Below are 19,673 nucleotides of genomic sequence, written 5' to 3'. Positions count from 1 at the left end.
AACTCCGAAGAATCGGAGCATCGGGAACCGATGTCTCGGCTTAGCTCTTATCGAGGCCGTAAGCGGAATGCAAAGTGCGAACCGCAAGTTCGGCATAGGCGCCGTCGATCAGGATCGAAATCTTGATCTCTGACGTGGTGATCGCCTTGATGTTGATGTTCTTCTCGGCAAGGGCCTTGAAGGCGCTGGCGGCAACGCCGGCGTGGCTACGCATGCCGATACCGATGACCGAAACCTTGGCAAGACCCGTCTCGTTCTGGGCAACGTCGAAGCCGATCTGGGCCTTGTTGTCGTCGAGAACCTTGAGCGCCTTGGCAACGTCGCCCGAAGGAACCGTAAAGGTCATATCGGTGCGCGAACCGTCTTCGGAGATGTTCTGCACGATCATGTCGACGTTGATATGAGCTTCGGCGAGCGGTCCGAAGATCGCGGCGGAAACGCCCGGACGGTCGGCCACGCGACGCAGCGAGATCTGTGCTTCATCCTTGGCATAGGCGATGCCGGTTACGACTTCCTGTTCCACGATTTCATCCTCGTCACAAATCAAAGTACCGGGCGGGTTGATGAGGTCGCCCATGCCCGGCGCATCGGGATCCTCGAAACTGGAGCGAACGAAGGTACGCACCTTGTGTACCATGGCAAGCTCGACCGAGCGAACCTGCAGAACCTTCGCGCCGAGAGAGGCCATTTCGAGCATTTCCTCGAAGGCGATCTTCTTCATGCGGCGAGCCTTCGGCTCGATGCGCGGATCGGTCGTATAGACACCGTCGACATCCGTATAAATGTCGCAACGATCCGCCTTGACGGCGGCGGCGATGGCAACGGCCGACGTATCCGAACCGCCGCGACCGAGCGTCGCGATGCGATTATCCGGGCCGATGCCCTGGAAACCGGCAACCACGGCAACCTGTCCTTCGCCCATGCGGTGGACGATATCCGAACCGTCGATTTCGAGAATGCGGGCGGCGCCATGCGCATTGTCGGTGCGGATCGGAATCTGCCAGCCCTGCCAGGAGCGCGCATTGATGCCCATGGATTGCAGCGTGATCGCCAGAAGACCCGAGGTCACCTGTTCGCCGGATGCGACAACCGCGTCATATTCGCGCGCGTCGAAAAACGAGGCGGCGTTGGCACCGGCCACTTTCGCGGCGTTCTGCACCCAGTCCACCAGCTCATTGGTTTTGCCGGACATGGCGGAAACGACCACGGCCACTTCATGGCCGGCATCCACTTCGCGTTTCACATGCCGCGCGACATTGTGAATGCGTTCGAGGTTCGCGACGGACGTGCCGCCGAATTTCATGACAATGCGAGCCATAGCCTTGACCAGTACCATCCCATTTTCCCGCCGGCTCGTTCAAAGAGCGGACGGACAAGAACAAACCCAGTCGGCCCTTCCTGACAAAGAGCCTCAAGTTGCGGGTCTCTTAGCGAAAAGGAGGGGGGCACGCAATGCCGTTTATGAACCATGCGGTACGCCTTTTTCGCAGCGCCGGGCGAGAACAATGGCGCGATGAAAACGGCGGGCGGATAAAGCACCCGTAAAAGAGCGTACCGCAGTGCACTGTACAAACCGGCCCATTCGCAGTATGAGCGCGGCAATGCAACCGGCCAGATGGCCGAAATGGCCCGTATCGGCTGCCCCGGAGACTTTAGGATCTATTGGTTTCGGGCGGATGCGGGCAGCTTCATATCCGAAAGACGGTAGATGACAGACACCCAGGGTATCGCCCCGGCGATCGCGCAGGCGTTGGAAAAACGCGGCTACAAAGACTTGACCCCCGTGCAGCAGGCCATGCTTGCGCCGGAGCTTGCCGACAAGGACGCGCTGGTTTCCGCGCAGACCGGCTCCGGCAAGACGGTCGCCTTCGGCATTGCGCTTGCGACCACGCTGCTGCGTGAAAACACCCGTTTCGGTCAGGCCTCCGCACCTCTGGCCCTTGCCATTGCTCCCACACGCGAACTGGCCATGCAGGTCAAGCGCGAGCTGGAATGGCTTTATGAGTTTGCCGGCGTTTCCATTGCTTCCTGCGTCGGCGGCATGGATATCCGCAATGAGCGCCGAGCGCTGGAGCGCGGCGCTCATATTGTCGTCGGCACGCCCGGCCGTCTCTGCGACCACATCAAGCGCAACGCGCTCGATCTGTCGTCGATCCGCGCTGTTGTGCTTGACGAAGCCGACGAGATGCTCGACCTCGGCTTCCGCGAAGATCTGGAATTCATTCTGGAGGAATCGCCAGAGGATCGCCGCACGCTGATGTTCTCCGCCACCGTGCCGCGCAGCATCGCCAAGCTGGCCGAAAGCTACCAGAAGAACGCCGTGCGCATCGCCACCGCTTCCGAACAGAAGCAGCATGTGGATATCGAATATCGCGCCATGCTGGTGACGCCGGCCGACCGTGAAAACGCCATCATCAATGCGCTGCGTTTTTACGAAGCCCGCAACGCCATCGTTTTCTGCTCCACCCGTGCGGCGGTGAACCATCTGACAGCACGCCTGAACAATCGCGGCTTCGCCGTCGTTGCTCTCTCCGGCGAACTCACCCAGAACGAGCGCACCCATGCGCTGCAGGCCATGCGCGACGGCCGTGCCCGCGTCTGCGTGGCGACCGACGTCGCCGCCCGCGGTATCGACCTGCCGGGTCTCGAACTCGTCATCCATGCCGACCTGCCGACCAATTCCGAAACGCTTCTGCACCGCTCCGGCCGTACCGGCCGCGCCGGGCAGAAGGGCGTCAGCGCCATCGTCGTGCCGGTCAACCAGCGCCGCAAGGCCGAACGCCTGCTGGAAGGCGCCAAGGTCAGCCCGGCATGGGTTCACCCGCCTTCCGCCGAAGAGATCGTTGAGCGCGACGGCGCCCGGCTTCTGGCCGATCCGTCGCTCACCGAGGCCGTGGCCGAGGACGAACGCGATTTCGTCACCAAACTGCTTGAACAGCATGGCGCCGAAAAGGTCGCCGCCGCCTTCGTGCGCCTCTACCATGCCGGACGTTCCGCGCCGGAAGATATCACCGAAGTCTCGCTCGACAACAGCCGCAAGCCGCGCCGCGACAGTTTCGAGACGGTCGAAAACAATGCGCCGCGCCGCGAACGCTCCGATTTCGCCGACAGCGCCTGGTTTTCGCTGTCCGTCGGCCGCAAGCAGAGCGCCGAACCGCGCTGGCTTATCCCCATGCTCTGCCGTTTCGGCAAGATCACCCGCCAGGATATCGGCGCGATCCGCATGCAGCAGACGGAAACCTTCGTGGAACTGGCAGCCGATGCCGTCGACCGTTTCACCTCGGCCATCGGCAAGGACATGACGCTCGAAAAGGGCATTCGCCTGAAGGCGCTGGAAGGCAAGCCGGAAATGACCGGCGGGTTCCGCGAAGACACGCGCCCGGCCAAGGCGCAGCGGAAATTCAGCAAGACGGACAATGCGAGCGGCCCCCGCGATGACCGCAAGGGCGACGACAAGCCCTGGAAGAAGAAAAAGCCCTTCGGCGACAAGCCGAAATACGAGGGCAAGAAGGACAAGCCCTTCGAAAAGCGTGGGCCGAAGCCGACGAAGGGCTGAGGACGCCCCGGCTCTCAGGTTTATCGAGATAAAGGTCCCGTTTGCACGGGACCTTTTTTATTGCGCCATCGCAACACGACCGCTGCTGGCGCTCTTGCGATTAGTCTTTGGTTGTCACCTCGACAAGAGCCGTGACCGGCTTGCCGTCGACCAGAACAGGCCGATGGTGGTCATCTGCCAGCAGAATGCCGATGACGTGCCGGCCGGTCGGGTTTGGGCAATGTCCGAACCGTGCCTTGATGAGATCACCGCCAAAGTCACTGTTCATGCTGTTATAGGCGCGGCCGGGAATGTTGCATGTATCGCCCGAAGGGTCGATTTTCATATGCACATGGCCGCATTGACCGTCTCCTCCACACTGCCCGGCGGGAAGCAGCTTGAAGCTGCTTTTCACGACAACGCCGATGGCCCGCTCGGGATCATTGCCCAATTCGATGACATCACCCGCTTGCGGCCAGACGATTTCCAGCTTCGGGCTGTCCTGCGCATGGGCGGCGGCGATCGGGAAAAATGCAAATGCGAGACTGATTTTTAGAACAGAGTGCAACATTGAAATCTCCATACTTCAATGTAATCGATGCTTACATATAACTTCATTTCGACGCAATAAAATAATCAGTGATTACATCTGGATTTGGTGCTAACCCAAGGCCTATGGAAAAAGCTCAGGACAAGAAAACGGGACGCGACAGGCCCTACCACCACGGCAACCTAGTTGATGAACTTGTCGCGGCAACAATCGCAATCATCGAGGAACGGGGTGCTGAAAATGTCTCCGTCCGTGAGGCGGCCAAGCGTGCCGGCGTCTCGCCGGGAGCGCCGTTCAGGCATTTCCGTTCAAAAACGGCCCTGATGACCGCTGTTGCGGAGCAGGCGATGAACCGGCTGACCGAATCCGTCGAAAACGCGAGAGCGCAGGCCGGCAGTGACGATCCCCTCGTTGCCTTTGAAGCCATCGGGCACGGTTATCTACGCTGGGCGCTGGCCAATCCCACGCATTTCGAGGTCATCAGCTCGCGAACGCTTATCGACTTCAATTCGTCCGATAGTCTACGCGAGCAGAATGACACAATCCGGCGCCTAATGATCAGCCTGCTGGCGCAGGCGCGTGAAAACGGCCAGCTGGCGGAGGGCCTCGACCTCGACCAGCTCGTGCTCGGCTCCCGCGCACTGGTCTATGGCCTTGCCCGGATGGCAATCGATGGGCATTTTCCGGAATGGCATGTTGCAGAGCCCCCTTCGGAGGCAATGCATAAAGCACTGCATCTGTTCATAGGGCAGCTCACCAAGGGTTAGGCCGCCATAATAAAAGCCCCGCTTTCGCGGGGCTTTTTTGTCTCGATCAATAAGAAGGACGTCATTCAAAACGCCTGCAATCAGAACTCCAGCGCGCGATCGCCGTTTTCGTCCTTGATGCGGTTCGGAAGACCGATCTTGTTCAGGATGTTCAGGAACGGCTTCGGCGGCAGCTCTTCCACATTGGCCATCTGCTTCACATCCCATTCGCCGGTGGCGATCAGCATGGCTGCGGCGACCGGCGGAACGCCGGCGGTGTAGGAAATGCCCTGCGAGCCGACTTCTTCGTAAGCTTCCTTATGGTCGGCCACGTTGTAGATGAAGACTTCGCGTTCCTTGCCGTCCTTGATACCCTTGACGATATCGCCGATGCAGGTCTTGCCGACGTAGTCGGGCGCCAGCGAAGACGGATCGGGCAGCACGGCCTTGACGACCTTGAGCGGCACGACTTCGAGACCTTCAGCCGTCCTGACCGGCTTTTCGGACAGGAGGCCGAGATTCTTCAACACGGTGAAGACGTTGATATAGTGATCGCCGAAGCCCATCCAGAAACGCACATCGGCGCCGTCCATGTTCTTGGACAGCGAATGCACTTCGTCGTGACCCGTCATATAAGCCTTCTGCTTGCCGACGACCGGCAAGTCGAATTCCTGGCCGACTTCGAACATCTGGTTCGTCTGCCACTCACCCTTCTGCCAGGAATAAACGACGCCGGTGAATTCGCGGAAGTTGATTTCCGGGTCGAAGTTGGTCGAGAACCAGCGGCCATGGCTGCCGGCGTTGATGTCGACGATATCGACCGAGGTGACCTTGTCGAAATAATCGTCCTTGGCGAGACGCGCATAGGCGTTCACCACACCCGGATCGAAACCGACGCCGAGAATGGCGGTAATGCCCTTTTCCTTGCACTCTTCCGCGCGCTTCCACTCGTAGTTTCCGTACCACGGCGGCGCTTCGCAGATCTTGGTCGGATCCTCGTGGATCGCCGTATCCATATAGGCAACACCCGTGTCCATGCAGGCACGAAGAACGGACATGTTGACGAAAGCCGAACCGACATTGATGACGATTTCCACGCCGGTTTTTTTGATCAAGGCTTTCGTCGCCTCGATATCCATCGCGTCAAGCGCATGGGCCTCAAGTTTCACATCTGTCTTGAGGCTCTTCTTTTCGCGTACGGACTCGACAATCTTGCGGCACTTTTCCAAAGTCCGTGACGCAATATGAATGTCTCCCAATACATCGCTGTTCTGGGCGCATTTATGCGCCACGACCTGTGCTACGCCACCGGCGCCGATGATCAGAACGTTCTTCTTCATTTCAGGTGATGCCTCCTTTTCCCCGCAGGGATGAGCTTCGTTTCATGTTAAAAACAGGGTTTAAGACAGGCTTTGCTCGAAATCGGCAAAGTCGAATTCACGAACGGCGCGCACGCTGCCGTCCAGTTCCTTGATGGCGATCGTCGGCATCTTCACGCCGTTGAACCAGTTCTTCTTGACCATGGTGTAGCCGGCCGCGTCCTGGAAGGAGATGCGGTCGCCAACTTTCAGTGCCGTGTCAAAGCGGAAATCGCCGAAAATATCGCCCGCGAGGCAGGACTTGCCGCAGACCATATAAGGATGCTCGCCCTCATTCGGCGACACCTTGGCGGTTTCGCGGTAGATCAGCAGATCGAGCATATGCGCTTCGATGGAGCTGTCGACGATGGCGAGGTTCTTTCCGTTGAACAACGTGTCGAGAACCGTCACTTCCAGCGTCGTGCTCTTGGTGATCGAGGCTTCGCCCGGCTCCAGATAGACCTGCACGCCGTATTTTTCCGAGAACGCCCGGAGACGGTCGCAGAACTGGTCGAGCGGATAATTCTCGCCCGTGAAGTGGATGCCGCCGCCGAGGCTCACCCATTCCGCACGCGACAGCAGCGATCCGAATTTTTCCTCGATCTGCGTCAACATCCGGTCGAACAGGGAAAAATCGCTGTTTTCGCAATTATTGTGGATCATGAAGCCGGAAATACGGTCCATGACCTTGTCGACCTTGGCGACATCCCATTCGCCCAGCCGGCTGAACGGACGTGCAGGATCGGCAAGATCGAAGCTCGAGGAACTGACCTGCGGGTTGAGGCGCAGACCACGGGTAATACCGGAGGCCTTGTCGGCAAAACGTTCGAGCTGGCCGATGGAATTGAAGATGATCTTGTCGGCATTCGCAATCACCTCGTCGATTTCATAATCGGCATAGGCAACGGAATAGGCATGGGTCTCGCCGCCGAATTTCTCGCGGCCGAGACGCACCTCATAAAGCGAGGACGAGGTGGTGCCGTCCATATATTGCGACATGAAATCGAACACCGACCATGTGGCGAAGCACTTCAGCGCCAGCAGCGCCTTGGCGCCGGATTTTTCCCGCACATAGGCAATCTTCTCCATGTTGCGAAGAAGTTTTGTCTTGTCGATGAGGTAATAGGGCGTCTGGAGCATGTCGTTTCACATATTGATTGAAGTCAAGGTACGTCTCGATGATGGGCCTTATATGATGCTTGTGACAGGAAAACAAATGTCCGGCACCGAATTCCCGGAAAATCGCCCCCGAGCCGAAATGCCGGTGAAGAAAACACCTCCCCTTGCGGAACCAAGCCGGCATGGACGCGTTTGAATGACGGACAGGCGGGTGTTTCGGCCGCCGTAACGAAGGCTTGTGAGCGGCGGCAGTCTGTAACATGTCGCCATTCCCATCAACGATGTTCAGGAAGGACTTCACCTATGGCAAGCGTGCGTAGCAGCGTGAACGACAAGATCCAGCAATCCCTCGAAAACGGTGATGCGGCCGATGTGGCGGCACAACTCGCCCAGCTTCGCGAAGACCTGGCAAATCTTGCCAAGAGCGTGAAGGCGCTCGGCGTCGGCGCTTCGCACGAGCTGAAGGCGCAGGCCGCGCGCGTTGCCGACGATGCCCTTACCGCCTCTGGCGAAATGGCCGACAGCGTCCGCAATGAAATCTCCACACTGAACGACAATCTGACCGATCACGTCCAGAAGAACCCGCTCCAATCCCTCGGCATTGCCGTCGGCGTCGGCTTCGTGCTCGCCCTTCTGACACGTCGATAAGGCAGCGCTCATGCTTGAGGCATTGCTGGTCTATCTGGGAGAGACCCAGCGCGAAGGGCGCGTCGTTACACGACGGCTGCGCGCGACCATAATCCTGTATGTTCTGACCGGGATATTCTTCCTGATCGCCTTTGTCGCCGCCGTGGTGGCGGGGTCGATCTATCTTGCCCGACATGTGGGCGCCGGACCTGCGGCGCTCGTCGTCGCCGGCACGGCATTCCTGCTCGGTGTCATCATGCTGGTGGCGCTGGCGATCGTCAAACGTCCGAGAGCCTATGCCGTAAGGCCCGCTGTCGCCCCTCTGACGGCGGCGCCGCTAGCTGCGGCGCCTCTGGCCCTGCAATCGCTGCTGACACTGGCGATCCAGGCCCGGCCTTATGCAACGCTCGCCGTGGCTGTCGCGGCCGGTTTTCTGGCCACAAGGGTCAATACGAAAAAGTCCAAGTAATTTCTTGGCGACACGACAAGGCGAACCGCGCGTCCAGACGATGGATGCGCGGTTTTTTTTATGTTACCCGCGAAGGATAGACTGGTTGATGGCGTTACCCGCCACGCCGCCCTTATTTGAACAAAGTGACATACAGTCTCGGGCAGTCTCCGCGCGTCCGTAATTTTCTGAAAGGCAATTGATGAAGAAGAAAGTCCTTGTCGTCGGCGGTGCCGGCTATATCGGTTCGCACACCTGCCTTCTCCTGTCTGAGCGAGGATATGAACCTGTTGTTTTCGACAATCTGTCCAACGGGCATGAGGAATTCGTCCGCTGGGGCCCCTTCGAACAGGGCGATATTCGCGACCGGGCGCGGCTGGACGAGGTCTTCGCCAAGCACCGGCCGGAAGCCGTTCTCCATTTCGCCGCGCTGATCGAAGTCGGCGAATCGGTCAAGCAGCCCGTCGCTTTCTACGACAATAACGTCATCGGCTCGCTCAACCTGCTCTCCGCCGCCATCGATGCCGGCGTCACGGCCTTCGTTTTCTCGTCCACCTGCGCCACTTACGGATTGCCGGAACAGGTGCCGATCGACGAAACGCACCGGCAGGCGCCGATCAACCCCTATGGCCGCACCAAATGGGTGGTGGAACAGGCGCTGAAGGACTACAGCACCTATAAGGGGCTGCGCTCGGTGATGCTGCGCTACTTCAATGCCGCCGGCGCGGATTTCGAAGGCCGCATCGGCGAATGGCACAAGCCGGAAACCCACGCGATCCCGCTCGCCATCGAGGCCGCACTCGGCCGGCGTCAGGGCTTCAAGGTGTTCGGCACGGATTACGACACGCGCGACGGCACCTGCGTGCGTGACTATATCCACATTCTCGATCTCGCCGATGCGCATGTGCGGGCCGTGGATTATCTGCTGGCCGGCGGGGAAACCGTCGAACTCAACCTCGGCACCGGCACCGGCACCACGGTGAAGGAACTGCTGGCGGCGATTTCGGACGTTTCAGGCCGCCCCTTCCCCGTTGAATATACCGAACGCCGCGACGGCGATTCCACGACGCTCGTTGCCAATAACGACAAGGCGAAGGAGGTTCTCGGCTGGGAACCGCGTTATTCCCTGTCGGACATCATCAAATCCGCCTGGGCGTGGCATTCCTCCCGTAATGCCGGGGATTGAACAGCCGGCGAACAAACATAAAAAGACACCGGCCTGTTGGCCGGTGCCTCTCACGGGACAGCTGATTGAAGCCGGTCCCGCTCCTGCCTCCCAGGTATGGGAATTAGGGCTTGGTGGCTGATGTCGTCGTGCTGTCGGGAGCCGCCGGCGTTGCCGCATTCTTTTCGCTGGCCTTCTGTTCCAGCGTCTTGAATTCGGGGGCGGCCTTCAGCGTTTCCGCCGTTTCCGTCGTTGTCAGGCGAATGGTGCCGTCCTGCGCGTTGCGCGTCATCGTTACCTTGTCCATCGGAACGGCAACGTTCTTTGCGCCGATACCCAGGAAGCCACCGACGCCGATCACGGCCGCAACCAGACCACCATCTTCTTCCATGATCAGGTTGGTGACGTTACCGATGCTTTCATCGGCTGCGGTATAGACCGCCTTGCCGATATAATCGTTGGCGCTGACCTGCGTTTCGCCCTGTTCGGTCAGATAGGCGCCACCCGTCGTTGTGGCCGCGCTGTCATTGGTCGCCGGAGCTGCAGGCGTCATCGGGGTTGCCGGCTCCGTCTGCGCGCTCGGATTTGCCGGCGCAGGCTGGGTGGTGCCCTGAGCGATGGCCAGCGGCGCGAAAGCCGTCGTGCCCATCAGGGCGGCGGTGACGAGGATTGTAAGTTTCTTTGCCATTTCGTACCTTCCTTTCATCGTTCTCAACTGGCCGGCGGTGATGAATTTCATGTCCGCTCCTCGGCCGGTTCGTCTGGCAAACGGGTTGGTCGTTGAAATAGTTCCGATTTTTTCAATCACGCCGTTTGCAATTGTCGCCTGCCGCAACAACCGAAGGTAAAAATCAGGCATTGCTAAAGGGGGACAGCGCGGTATTATCCGTGTCGTAACAATGCCATAACTGCCGGAGTTTTTTGTATGCCTCGACCCGGCAACAGACTGAAAGACATGATATCGGCTTTGCGTCGGCGCAGCGCGAATTTTTTCCCGACCGCCTCCATCGGTACCTATCTGGTGGTGATGGCTACCGTCATCACCCTGCCGCTCATTCTTTTCGGCGGCTATCTGATGCTGCGCCTCGAGGCGGAAAAACGCGACGACCTGCAGCGGGAAACCATCGAGGATGTGCGGGTGGTCTCCCGCAACATCGACCGCCGCCTGCAGGAAATCGCCACCTCCCTCAATCTCCTGTCGCAATTTCCGGAACTCGAGAGCGGCAACCTCGCCGCGTTTCAGGGACGTGTCGCCGACAGTCTGCAGCGGGAAGGCCTCTACGCCATTCTCGCCACCAAGGATGGCCAGCAGCGTCTCAATACGCGCGTGCCCTATGGCCAGCCGCTCGGCAAGGTGCCGGCGGAAGCCAATCTGGCCAGGGCGATCGACTCCCGCCGCATCACCGTCTCGGACATGTTTTTCGGCTCGACCAGCAAGGAATGGGTGTTCAACGTCACCATGCCGCTCGGCCCGGACCTGAACCCCGCCGGAGACGCCCTGATCCTGACGCAGAATACCAGCGATTTGAGCCGGCTCATCCCCACGGAAAACCTGCCGCGCAACTGGGCGGTCGCCATCATTGACGGCACCAACCGCGTTGTCGCCTCAAGCGCGCCCGATGAGGCGGAAGTGGGCAAGCCATTTGTCACTCCCGATGTCCTTTCGGAAATGCAGGCCTTCAGCGGCAATTTTTTTGACGGCAAGGGTAATCTCTACGCCTACGCTCAATTGCCGGGCTGGCAATGGAAGACGGTGATGTGGGGCCCCCTCGCCGCAAGCCAGGCGGCGCTGATCGACACCTGGCGGCAGATGATGATCGGCAGCCTGATGCTGGTGCTGATTGCCATTGGCGGCGCCTATCTGGTCGGCCGGCAATTGCGCAGTTCCATTCGTGACCTGACTTTGATGGCCGAGCGCATCGGCGAAGGCGAGATCGTCGCACCCGTCGATACAAAGATAAAGGAGGCGAACCAGGTCGCCATAGCGCTCTCAAACGCGTCCTTCGACAGAAGCCAGTCGGAAGAGCGGCTGCAATTGCTGCTGCACGAACTGGTTCACCGTTCCAAGAACATTCTGACGCTGGTTCAGGCGATGATACGGCAATTGGGGCGCGAAAATAAAAGCATTCCGGAATTTCAAAAGGAGGTCGATCACCGCCTGCGCGGCCTTGGAATGTCGATCCGGGCCTTGGCGGAGGTTCAATGGCAGGGTTTGCCGATCCGCAAGCTGATCGAGACCCACCTCGATGTTTTCGGCACCGTGGCACAGCGCATCGTGCTGGTCGGGGATGATTTCATGCTCTCCCCGGAAGCGGCGCAGAATTTCGGTCTGGTGATTCATGAGCTGACGACGAATTCCATTAAATATGGCTCGTTGTCGGTTCCATCGGGAAAAATCACCGTGCACTGGCAGTCGCTTGAAAAAGACGGGCGGCAGATGATCCATCTTGTCTGGACCGAAACGGGCGGACCGCCGGCCAGAGAGCCGAGCCGCAAGGGCTTCGGCACCACCGTCATCAAAAGGCATGCGGAAGGCGCCTTCGGTGGACAGGTACTGACGGAATATCGCGAATCCGGTTTCGAGTGGTCGCTGGAAGCGCCGATGCGTTATTTCACGCCCAAACGATCGGAACAGACAGGCACGCATTGAGGCCGAGACTTGCGGACCGAACCCGCCGTGCAGGCGGCAAAAATGACCGGTATTTTGCTCAACGTCAAAAAAATGCATTTTTCGGGAACCGAATCCCGTCAGGCGTGTTTTTACTGCAGGCCAAGCAATTCCCCCGTCCCCGCCTGAAGCTTGGCTGAAAATAAACAGGTTTCGCCCCTGAAAACCTGTCATAAAAATAGCACGGCTCTTTCATGAGCCGTGCTTTTTGTTTTTGTCGACACGCAATGAAAGCGAACCCGGGGCTGCGGATTATAGCGGGATTTCAGGTGTCCGCGCCGTTGCCGGAAGGGAATTTCAGCCGATAGACGATCCGCTCCGGCGTCAACACATATTCAGCGCTTCCCCCCAATGCGGACGGAACCACCTTTTCCAGCACCACGCTGCCGAAGCTGCCGCGCCGGGCCTCCGCCGGCTCTTTCGACGGCATCATCGGCTCATTCCATTCAACGATATAAAAATCACCCTCCTGGCGACATTGCAGGGATATGGGCGGGTGATAGGCAAGATTGCCGCTGTGGCTGACGGTGTTGACGACCAGCTCATGGAAGGCGAGCCCGATATAAAGCGCACCATTCGGATTGAGCAGCAGGTTTTCGCCTTCCATATGGATGAGGTTCGGATATTCCGGCACATAAAGATCGAATTGCTGGCGCAGCAGTTCGAATATTCGCGCGCCCCGCCAGTCCGAATCCGTGATGAGATCCTGGCTTTGGGCAAGGGCATGCAGCCGGCCGCGGAACTTGCGCAGAAAATCATCCTTGGTCAGGCTGAAACGGGCCGTTTGACCCGCAAGGCTCTGGATGATCGCCAGAAGGTTTTTGGAGCGGTGGCTGACCTCGCGCAGCAGCGAGCGCAAAAGCTGCTCGCGCCGCCTTTCCGCCGTCACTTCGCGAATGGTGGTTTTCATCACCATCTGGTTCGACTGGTTGAAGGTGGAATGAACCTGAAACTGGAAAACGCGATCATTGCCGGCATTGACTTCCAGCATGCCGCGGCTGCCCGCAGCGTTCATGTCCTTCTTGAGGTCTGCAAGCCGGGCGGACAGATCGTTACCGAACAGATTTTCATCGGTCGGCCGGGAATCGGCCGGAAGTTTCCAGACATCCGGCAGATTGGCCACGAATATATAGTCGCGGTTCCAGTCCTGCAGCATGACTGTCTCACCCGAATCGAGCAAGGCAAGGACAAGCGAATCGTGAAGTTCACTTTCGTCCCTCTCCGCGTTATGCCATGCCAGCCGATGCAAATTCATCTCCTTGCAGAAAGCCGCGGGAAAGCCCCACGACCGTAACCGCCAACGCCCGGGCACCACACTGGTTCCCGGTCATTCCACGGTTTCGGCAAAATTCACGCCGCGACGCGTGAGCTTTCGTTGAAAAACAGGGCTTGGCTGATAAGCGCTTTCACCATGTCCGGATTGAACGGCTTCGTCACAAGGAAGGTCGGCTCTGGCCGCTCGCCTGTCAAAAGACGCTCGGGGAAGGCCGTGATAAAGATCACCGGGAGGGTGGTCATCTGCAGGATATCCTTCATCGCGTCGAGACCGGAGCTGCCATCGGCGAGCTGGATATCGGCAAGGATCATCTTCGGCTGGGTGCGATGGAAGAGATCGAGCGCTTCCGTGTGGGTGCGGGCGATGCCCGTGACACGGTGGCCAAGATCGGTGACCATCTGTTCGATATCCATGGCGATCAGAGGTTCGTCCTCGATGATCATGATATCGGTCGCCACCTGCCTTGCGATTTCAGACGCCGCCTCGTCGATCAGCTTGCCGACCTGATCCTCGGAGACTTTCAGAACCTCTGCGGTTTCCGAAGGCGTGAATTCTTCGACCGTGGTGAGCAGGAAAGCCTGACGGGCCAGCGCCGGCACGGCGGAGAGGTTGGCCGAGGCGCGTTTTTCCCATCCGGACAGGTTTTCATCGGTCTTAATATTGATCGTGACGGAACTAAAGATCGATACGAACAATTGATAAAGCGAAACGCGATCGCTGCTTGTCTGCGGAAAGATGCTGACATCGGCGATCAGAGCTTCGAGTGTTGCCGCAACATAGGCATCGCCCGTCGATTGTGAGCCGCAAACGGCACGCGCGAACCTGCGCAGATATGGCAGGTGCGGTGCGATGCGTGTAGAAACTGACATGGAATTCTCCCCTTTCATGCGGTCTGCAACGCAAACCCACGATAGCAACGTGCGCATTGCAAAAAAAGTTCCGGACCGCCGGAACTATTTTTTTCACCGCGCATTCTTTGCCACGACGAAAAAGGAATACCGGACGTTATGAGCATATTTCAATCGGACCAAGATCAGCCGGACAATTCGGCCGCCCCCCAGGTTCCGCACTCCGGGCGGGCGGTGATTTCCCGTAAGCTCAGGGAGCTTTATGATGCCGTTCAGGATGAAGGCATCCCTGACAAATTCCTCGATCTTCTCGAAAAACTCGATGAAGCCGAAAGCAAAGCCAAAATCAAGGCTTCGGAGGAATGATGGCGAAAGAGCCGGAGCAGACAGAATACAATTTCAAGCGGGAAATGCTGGCGGCGCTGCCGAACCTGCGCGCGTTTGCGATTTCGCTCATCCGCTCGAGGGACCGTGCCGACGACCTCGTGCAGGACACGATCATGAAGGCATGGGCCAAACAGGATAGCTATCAGCCGGGCACCAATATGCGGGCATGGCTGGTGACGATCCTGCGCAACGAGTTCTACAGCCAGATCCGCAAATCCGGCCGTGAGGTGCAGGATACCGACGGTGTGTACACGTCGCGTCTGTCGGTGCCGCCGGAACAGCATGGTTCAGTCGACCTTCAGGATTTCCGCGCCGCACTCGCTAAACTGCCGGATGACCAGCGCGAAGCCATCCTGCTAATCGGCGCCTCTGGTTTTGCTTATGAGGAAGCTGCCGAGATTTGCGGCTGCCCGGTCGGCACGATCAAGAGCCGTGTGAGCCGCGCAAGGCTGCGCCTGCAGGAACTGCTCGGCATCGAAAATGAAAACGAATTCGGTCCCGACGCGCAGATGAGCGCGGTGACAGCCGCCGCCACGGCGCGCTGAAAGAACGGAACTCGGACAGCAACAAACGGGCAGACCCAAATCTGCCCGTTTTTTCATGTTCGCTTTTCAGATACCGGTTTCCTTGACCGATTGCATGACCACGAAGGTCGAGGTGTTGGCGACGGATGGCAGGCTCGAAATTTTCTCCCCGAGCACCCTTCGGTACTTGCGGATATCGCTGGTGCGCACCTTCAGGAGATAATCGAAGGCGCCGGCGATCATGTGGCATTCCTCCACCTCCTTGATCTTGCGCACCGCCGTGTTGAATTCCTCCAGCGCCTTTTCCCGCGTATCGGAAAGCTTGACCTCGGCGAAGGCGATATGGTCGACGCCGAGCTTTTGCGGGTTGAGCACGGCGCGGAAGCCGAGAATATAGCCCTCATCCACCAGCCGCTTCAGCCGCGTCTGGCAGGGCGTCTTGGAAAGGCCGACCCTTTTTGACAATTGCAGAACGGACATGCGCCCGTCTTCGCTGAGCGCTTCGAGGATCTTGAGATCGAAGTGGTCCAGATCGTCCTCTTTATGACTATTTGCCATGTGATTTAACGCCATATCTCAAAAATAAAAGTTCATATTGCCTGTTTTATCCTGAAAATAGGGCCATAGCAATTTCTGCGGTGATGATATTGTCTGTGCCAGGATGAGAAGCGGCGGGCGGAGGACACGCGACCGCCGAAGGTCTGTCTTCAACAGCGTTTTCAGGATTTTCAGAATGGCCGATGGTGCAAGCAACGCCGGTGTAGTGGCGAACGGTATCTTCCAGAATTTTGCGCCGCCGGTGCGCGAACAGAGCCTGCTGCGCAAGGCGATCACCGCCGCCTATCGCCGCCCGGAGGAAGAATGCCTGGCGCCGCTCATTGAGGCGGCAACGGTGACGGCGGAAGAGGCGAAAGCCATTCGCGCCACGGCACGCAGGCTGATCGAGGCGCTGCGCGCCAAGACCAAGGGCACCGGCGTTGAAGGGCTGGTGCAGGAATATTCGCTCTCCAGCCATGAGGGCGTGGCGTTGATGTGCCTTGCCGAAGCGCTGCTGCGCATTCCCGACACCGCCACCCGCGATGCGCTGATCCGCGACAAGATCGCGCGCGGTGACTGGAAGTCCCATATTGGCGGCGGGCGCTCGCTGTTCGTCAACGCCGCCACCTGGGGCCTTGTCATCACCGGCAAGCTGACCTCGACGGTCAATGACAGCGGCCTTTCGGCAGCGCTGACCAAGCTGATCGCCCGGGCCGGCGAACCCGTCATCCGTCGTGGCGTCGACATGGCGATGCGCATGATGGGCGAGCAATTCGTGACCGGCGAGACCATCGGCGAAGCGATCAAACGCTCCAAGCCGCTTGAGGAGCAGGGCTTCCAATATTCCTACGACATGCTGGGCGAAGCCGCGACCACCGCCAAGGATGCGGAACGTTATTACAAGGATTATGAAAACGCCATCCACGCCATCGGCAAGGCCTCGGCGGGACGCGGCATTTATGGCGGGCCGGGCATTTCCATCAAGCTTTCGGCGCTACATCCGCGTTACGCCCGTGCTCAGGCCGAGCGGGTGATGGCGGAGCTTCTGCCGCGCGTCAAATCGCTGATGCTGCTCAGCAAAAAATACGATATCGGCCTCAATATCGATGCGGAAGAAGCTGACCGGCTGGAATTGTCGCTCGATCTTCTCGAAGAACTGGCGCTCGACAAGGACCTTGCCGGCTGGAACGGCCTCGGTTTTGTGGTGCAGGCCTATGGCCGCCGCTGCCCCTTCGTTCTCGATTACATCATCGATCTCGCCCGCCGTTCGGGACGCCGCATCATGGTACGCCTCGTCAAGGGCGCCTATTGGGATGCGGAAATCAAGCGCGCGCAGGTGGATGGGCTGGAAGACTTCCCGGTCTTCACCCGCAAGGTGCACACGGATGTCTCCTACATCGCCTGCGCCCGCAAGCTGCTCGACGCGCGCGATCTGGTCTTCCCGCAATTTGCGACCCACAATGCGCAGTCCATGGCGACGATCTATCATCTCGCGGGACCGGATTTCAAACTCGGCGACTACGAGTTCCAGTGCCTGCACGGCATGGGCGAGCCGCTTTACAGCGAGGTCGTCGGCAAAAAGAAGCTCGACCGCCCCTGCCGCTTCTACGCCCCTGTTGGTACCCATGAGACGCTGCTGGCCTATCTCGTCCGCCGCCTGCTGGAAAACGGTGCGAATTCCTCCTTCGTCAACCGTATTGCCGATCCGGCCGTGCCGGTGGATTCCCTGCTGGAAGACCCGGTCGCAGCGGTCAAGGCCTATGCCGTTCCCGGCGCACGCCACGATCGCATCGCTGCACCCGCAGGTCTCTTCGGCCCAGAGCGGAAAAATTCCGCCGGCCTCGACCTTTCCAGCGAGACGACACTTTCTGCCCTCGACAAGACCCTGAAGGCAGGTGCAGCAACGGAATGGAAGGCTGCCGCGCCACAGGCGGGCGGCCAGACGCGTCCGGTCCTCAACCCCGGCGACCACAGCGATATCGTCGGTCATGTGACCGAGCCGACGCAGGCCGATGTCGAAGCGGCCATGCAGCGGGCAGCGGCTTCAAGCTGGCCCTCCACTCCGGTGGAAGAGCGCGCCGCCTGCCTGGAGCGGGCAGCCGATGCAATGCAGGCCGAAATGCCGGCACTTCTCGGGCTCATCATGCGCGAGGCGGGAAAATCCATGCCCAACGCCATTGCCGAGGTGCGCGAGGCCATCGACTTCCTGCGTTATTACGCGGCGGAAGCCCGCAGGAATTTCAAGGCCGGCGAAACGCCGCTTGGCCCGGTCGTCTGCATCAGCCCATGGAACTTCCCGCTTGCCATCTTCATCGGTCAGGTGACGGCAGCACTGGTTGCCGGCAACCCGGTTCTGGCAAAGCCAGCCGAAGAGACCCCGCTGATCGCCGCACAGGGTGTCCGCCTGCTGCATGAGGCAGGCGTTCCGGCAGACGCCGTGCAGCTTCTGCCGGGCGACGGCAAGACGGGCGCGGCACTCGTTGGTTCACCACTGACGGCGGGCGTGATGTTCACCGGTTCCACTGATGTGGCGCGGCTCATTCAGAGCCAGCTTGCCGGCCGGGTTCTCGCCAATGGCCAGCCGGTGCCGCTGATTGCCGAGACCGGTGGTCAGAACGCCATGATCGTCGATTCCTCCGCGCTTGCCGAACAGGTGGTCGCCGATGTCATCGCGTCTGCCTTCGACAGCGCCGGCCAGCGCTGCTCGGCACTGCGCATCCTTTGCCTGCAGGAAGATGTGGCGGACCGCACGCTGACCATGCTGAAAGGCGCGCTGCATGAATTGCGCATCGGCCGCACGGATCGACTTTCGGTCGATGTCGGCCCCGTCATCACCGCCGAGGCCAAGGGCATCATCGAAAAGCACATTGACGGCATGCGTTCGCTCGGTCACCGCATCGAGCAGATCACGCTTGCGGGAGAAACCGGCAAGGGCACCTTCGTGCCGCCAACCATCATCGAGATGAAATCGCTCGCCGATCTGAAGCGCGAGGTCTTCGGGCCGGTGCTGCATGTCATCCGCTTCAAGCGCGATAATCTCGACCGGCTGATCGATGAGATCAACGCCACCGGCTACGGCCTGACCTTCGGACTGCATACGCGTCTCGACGATACGATCCAGCATGTGCTCTCCCGCGTTGCGGCCGGCAATCTTTATGTGAATCGCAACATCATCGGCGCCGTGGTCGGCGTGCAGCCCTTTGGCGGGCGTGGCCTTTCCGGCACCGGTCCCAAGGCCGGTGGCCCGCTCTATCTCGGCCGCATGGCGGAGAAAGCGCCGAAGATCGACCGCATCGCCAGCCAGCAGGATCAGGCTGCGGTCGATCTCGCCCGCTGGCTGGATGAAAATGGTCAGACCGTCGCGGCCGAAGCCGCACGCCAGGCGGCAGCACTTTCCGGTCTCGGCTTCGAGACCGAGCTGGCCGGGCCGGTCGGCGAGCGCAATGTCTATGCGCTGCATCCGCGCGGCAAGGTCCTGCTGGTGCCGGCGACCGAACAGGGGCTTTACCGCCAGCTTGCGGCCGCACTCTCCACCGGAAACGCGGTTGTCATCGACAATGCTTCGGGATTGGAAAAGGCAATCTACGGTCTGCCGGCAACCGTCACCTCGCGTATCGTCTGGGCCGATGACTGGGAAAAATCGGCGCCCTTCGCCGGCGCGCTGGTCGAGGGCGACCCGGAGCGCGTGATTGCGATCAACAGGAAGATCGCCGCCCTGCCCGGCCCGCTGGTTCTCGTTCAGGCCGCCACGACGGACGCGCTTTCCGGCGAAAGCCAGCCCTATACTCTGGACTGGCTGGTGGAAGAGGTTTCCGTCAGCGTCAACACCACGGCCGCCGGCGGCAATGCCAGCCTGATGAGCATTGGCTAAGACATGGTGCGGCA

Annotated in this window: 17 protein-coding genes; 9 read left to right on the top strand and 8 right to left on the bottom strand. The window is 59.6% G+C overall.

Features of this window, described 5'->3' with window-relative positions:
- Window positions 1–40: 40 nt before the first annotated feature.
- Window positions 41–1,318, bottom strand: coding sequence for an aspartate kinase (locus AC5YUO_RS21320; RefSeq protein ID WP_400820446.1), 1,278 nt, complete (start codon window positions 1,316–1,318; stop codon window positions 41–43).
- A 390-nt stretch (window positions 1,319–1,708) separates the two neighbouring features.
- Here AC5YUO_RS21320 and AC5YUO_RS21315 point away from each other — a divergent pair, with 390 nt between their 5' ends.
- Complete coding sequence (locus AC5YUO_RS21315) at window positions 1,709–3,556, top strand: DEAD/DEAH box helicase (RefSeq protein WP_400820354.1); 1,848 nt, start codon at window positions 1,709–1,711, stop codon at window positions 3,554–3,556.
- Between the two features lie 100 nt (window positions 3,557–3,656).
- Here AC5YUO_RS21315 and AC5YUO_RS21310 read toward each other — a convergent pair whose 3' ends face one another.
- Window positions 3,657–4,106 (bottom strand): hypothetical protein, encoded by a 450-nt coding sequence (locus tag AC5YUO_RS21310; RefSeq protein ID WP_496155089.1) that lies wholly within the window; start codon window positions 4,104–4,106, stop codon window positions 3,657–3,659.
- Window positions 4,107–4,174: 68 nt separating this feature from the next.
- On the opposite strand from AC5YUO_RS21310, the gene AC5YUO_RS21305 reads away from it, so the two are divergent.
- Window positions 4,175–4,852, top strand: a complete 678-nt coding sequence (locus tag AC5YUO_RS21305) for a TetR/AcrR family transcriptional regulator (RefSeq protein ID WP_496155088.1) — start codon at window positions 4,175–4,177, stop codon at window positions 4,850–4,852.
- Window positions 4,853–4,932: 80 nt separating this feature from the next.
- Here AC5YUO_RS21305 and AC5YUO_RS21300 read toward each other — a convergent pair whose 3' ends face one another.
- Both AC5YUO_RS21300 and nspC read right to left on the bottom strand, forming a co-directional pair.
- Window positions 4,933–6,171, bottom strand: a complete 1,239-nt coding sequence (locus AC5YUO_RS21300; RefSeq protein WP_496155087.1) for a saccharopine dehydrogenase family protein — start codon at window positions 6,169–6,171, stop codon at window positions 4,933–4,935.
- Window positions 6,172–6,231: 60 nt separating this feature from the next.
- Window positions 6,232–7,329 (bottom strand): carboxynorspermidine decarboxylase, encoded by a 1,098-nt coding sequence (gene nspC, locus AC5YUO_RS21295; RefSeq protein ID WP_400820358.1) that lies wholly within the window; start codon window positions 7,327–7,329, stop codon window positions 6,232–6,234.
- A 282-nt stretch (window positions 7,330–7,611) separates the two neighbouring features.
- Between nspC and AC5YUO_RS21290 the strand changes: the two genes are divergently transcribed.
- From AC5YUO_RS21290 to galE, 3 genes are all read left to right on the top strand, one after another.
- Window positions 7,612–7,956 (top strand): ElaB/YgaM/YqjD family protein, encoded by a 345-nt coding sequence (locus tag AC5YUO_RS21290; RefSeq protein WP_400820360.1) that lies wholly within the window; start codon window positions 7,612–7,614, stop codon window positions 7,954–7,956.
- 10 nt (window positions 7,957–7,966) lie between these two features.
- Window positions 7,967–8,404 (top strand): hypothetical protein, encoded by a 438-nt coding sequence (locus AC5YUO_RS21285; protein ID WP_400820362.1) that lies wholly within the window; start codon window positions 7,967–7,969, stop codon window positions 8,402–8,404.
- 181 nt (window positions 8,405–8,585) lie between these two features.
- Window positions 8,586–9,569, top strand: a complete 984-nt coding sequence (gene galE, locus AC5YUO_RS21280) for a UDP-glucose 4-epimerase GalE (protein ID WP_496155086.1) — start codon at window positions 8,586–8,588, stop codon at window positions 9,567–9,569.
- Between the two features lie 103 nt (window positions 9,570–9,672).
- Here galE and AC5YUO_RS21275 read toward each other — a convergent pair whose 3' ends face one another.
- Window positions 9,673–10,236, bottom strand: a complete 564-nt coding sequence (locus AC5YUO_RS21275) for a PRC-barrel domain-containing protein (RefSeq protein WP_496155085.1) — start codon at window positions 10,234–10,236, stop codon at window positions 9,673–9,675.
- A 237-nt stretch (window positions 10,237–10,473) separates the two neighbouring features.
- On the opposite strand from AC5YUO_RS21275, the gene AC5YUO_RS21270 reads away from it, so the two are divergent.
- Window positions 10,474–12,198 (top strand): sensor histidine kinase, encoded by a 1,725-nt coding sequence (locus AC5YUO_RS21270; protein ID WP_496155084.1) that lies wholly within the window; start codon window positions 10,474–10,476, stop codon window positions 12,196–12,198.
- A 283-nt stretch (window positions 12,199–12,481) separates the two neighbouring features.
- Here AC5YUO_RS21270 and AC5YUO_RS21265 read toward each other — a convergent pair whose 3' ends face one another.
- Together AC5YUO_RS21265 and AC5YUO_RS21260 are read right to left on the bottom strand one after the other, a co-directional pair.
- The gene (locus AC5YUO_RS21265; protein ID WP_400820366.1) at window positions 12,482–13,471 is read right to left on the bottom strand and encodes a sensor histidine kinase; all 990 of its coding nucleotides are present in this window, start codon (window positions 13,469–13,471) and stop codon (window positions 12,482–12,484) included.
- 95 nt (window positions 13,472–13,566) lie between these two features.
- Window positions 13,567–14,361: a response regulator gene (locus AC5YUO_RS21260; RefSeq protein ID WP_496155083.1), complete on the bottom strand. Its 795-nt coding sequence runs from the start codon at window positions 14,359–14,361 to the stop codon at window positions 13,567–13,569.
- A 138-nt stretch (window positions 14,362–14,499) separates the two neighbouring features.
- Here AC5YUO_RS21260 and AC5YUO_RS21255 point away from each other — a divergent pair, with 138 nt between their 5' ends.
- Together AC5YUO_RS21255 and AC5YUO_RS21250 are read left to right on the top strand one after the other, a co-directional pair.
- The gene (locus AC5YUO_RS21255) at window positions 14,500–14,706 is read left to right on the top strand and encodes a NepR family anti-sigma factor (RefSeq protein WP_080820056.1); all 207 of its coding nucleotides are present in this window, start codon (window positions 14,500–14,502) and stop codon (window positions 14,704–14,706) included.
- Window positions 14,706–15,272, top strand: coding sequence for an RNA polymerase sigma factor (locus AC5YUO_RS21250; protein ID WP_003508744.1), 567 nt, complete (start codon window positions 14,706–14,708; stop codon window positions 15,270–15,272). Before AC5YUO_RS21255 ends, AC5YUO_RS21250 begins: the two co-directional genes overlap by 1 nt.
- 66 nt (window positions 15,273–15,338) lie before the next feature.
- Here the strand turns inward: AC5YUO_RS21250 and AC5YUO_RS21245 are convergent, their stop codons facing one another.
- Window positions 15,339–15,809 carry an Lrp/AsnC ligand binding domain-containing protein gene (locus AC5YUO_RS21245; RefSeq protein ID WP_496155082.1) on the bottom strand — a complete coding sequence of 157 codons (471 nt, stop codon included), beginning with the start codon at window positions 15,807–15,809 and terminating at the stop codon, window positions 15,339–15,341.
- 175 nt (window positions 15,810–15,984) lie between these two features.
- Between AC5YUO_RS21245 and putA the strand changes: the two genes are divergently transcribed.
- The gene (gene putA / locus AC5YUO_RS21240) at window positions 15,985–19,659 is read left to right on the top strand and encodes a trifunctional transcriptional regulator/proline dehydrogenase/L-glutamate gamma-semialdehyde dehydrogenase (protein WP_496155081.1); all 3,675 of its coding nucleotides are present in this window, start codon (window positions 15,985–15,987) and stop codon (window positions 19,657–19,659) included.
- The last annotated feature ends 14 nt before the right edge of the window (window positions 19,660–19,673 follow it).

The sequence above is a fragment of the Agrobacterium sp. LEGMi-208b genome (assembly GCF_059511785.1).
Note: the sequence above shows the minus strand (reverse complement) of the source record. Positions and strands in the feature narration are given on the sequence as shown.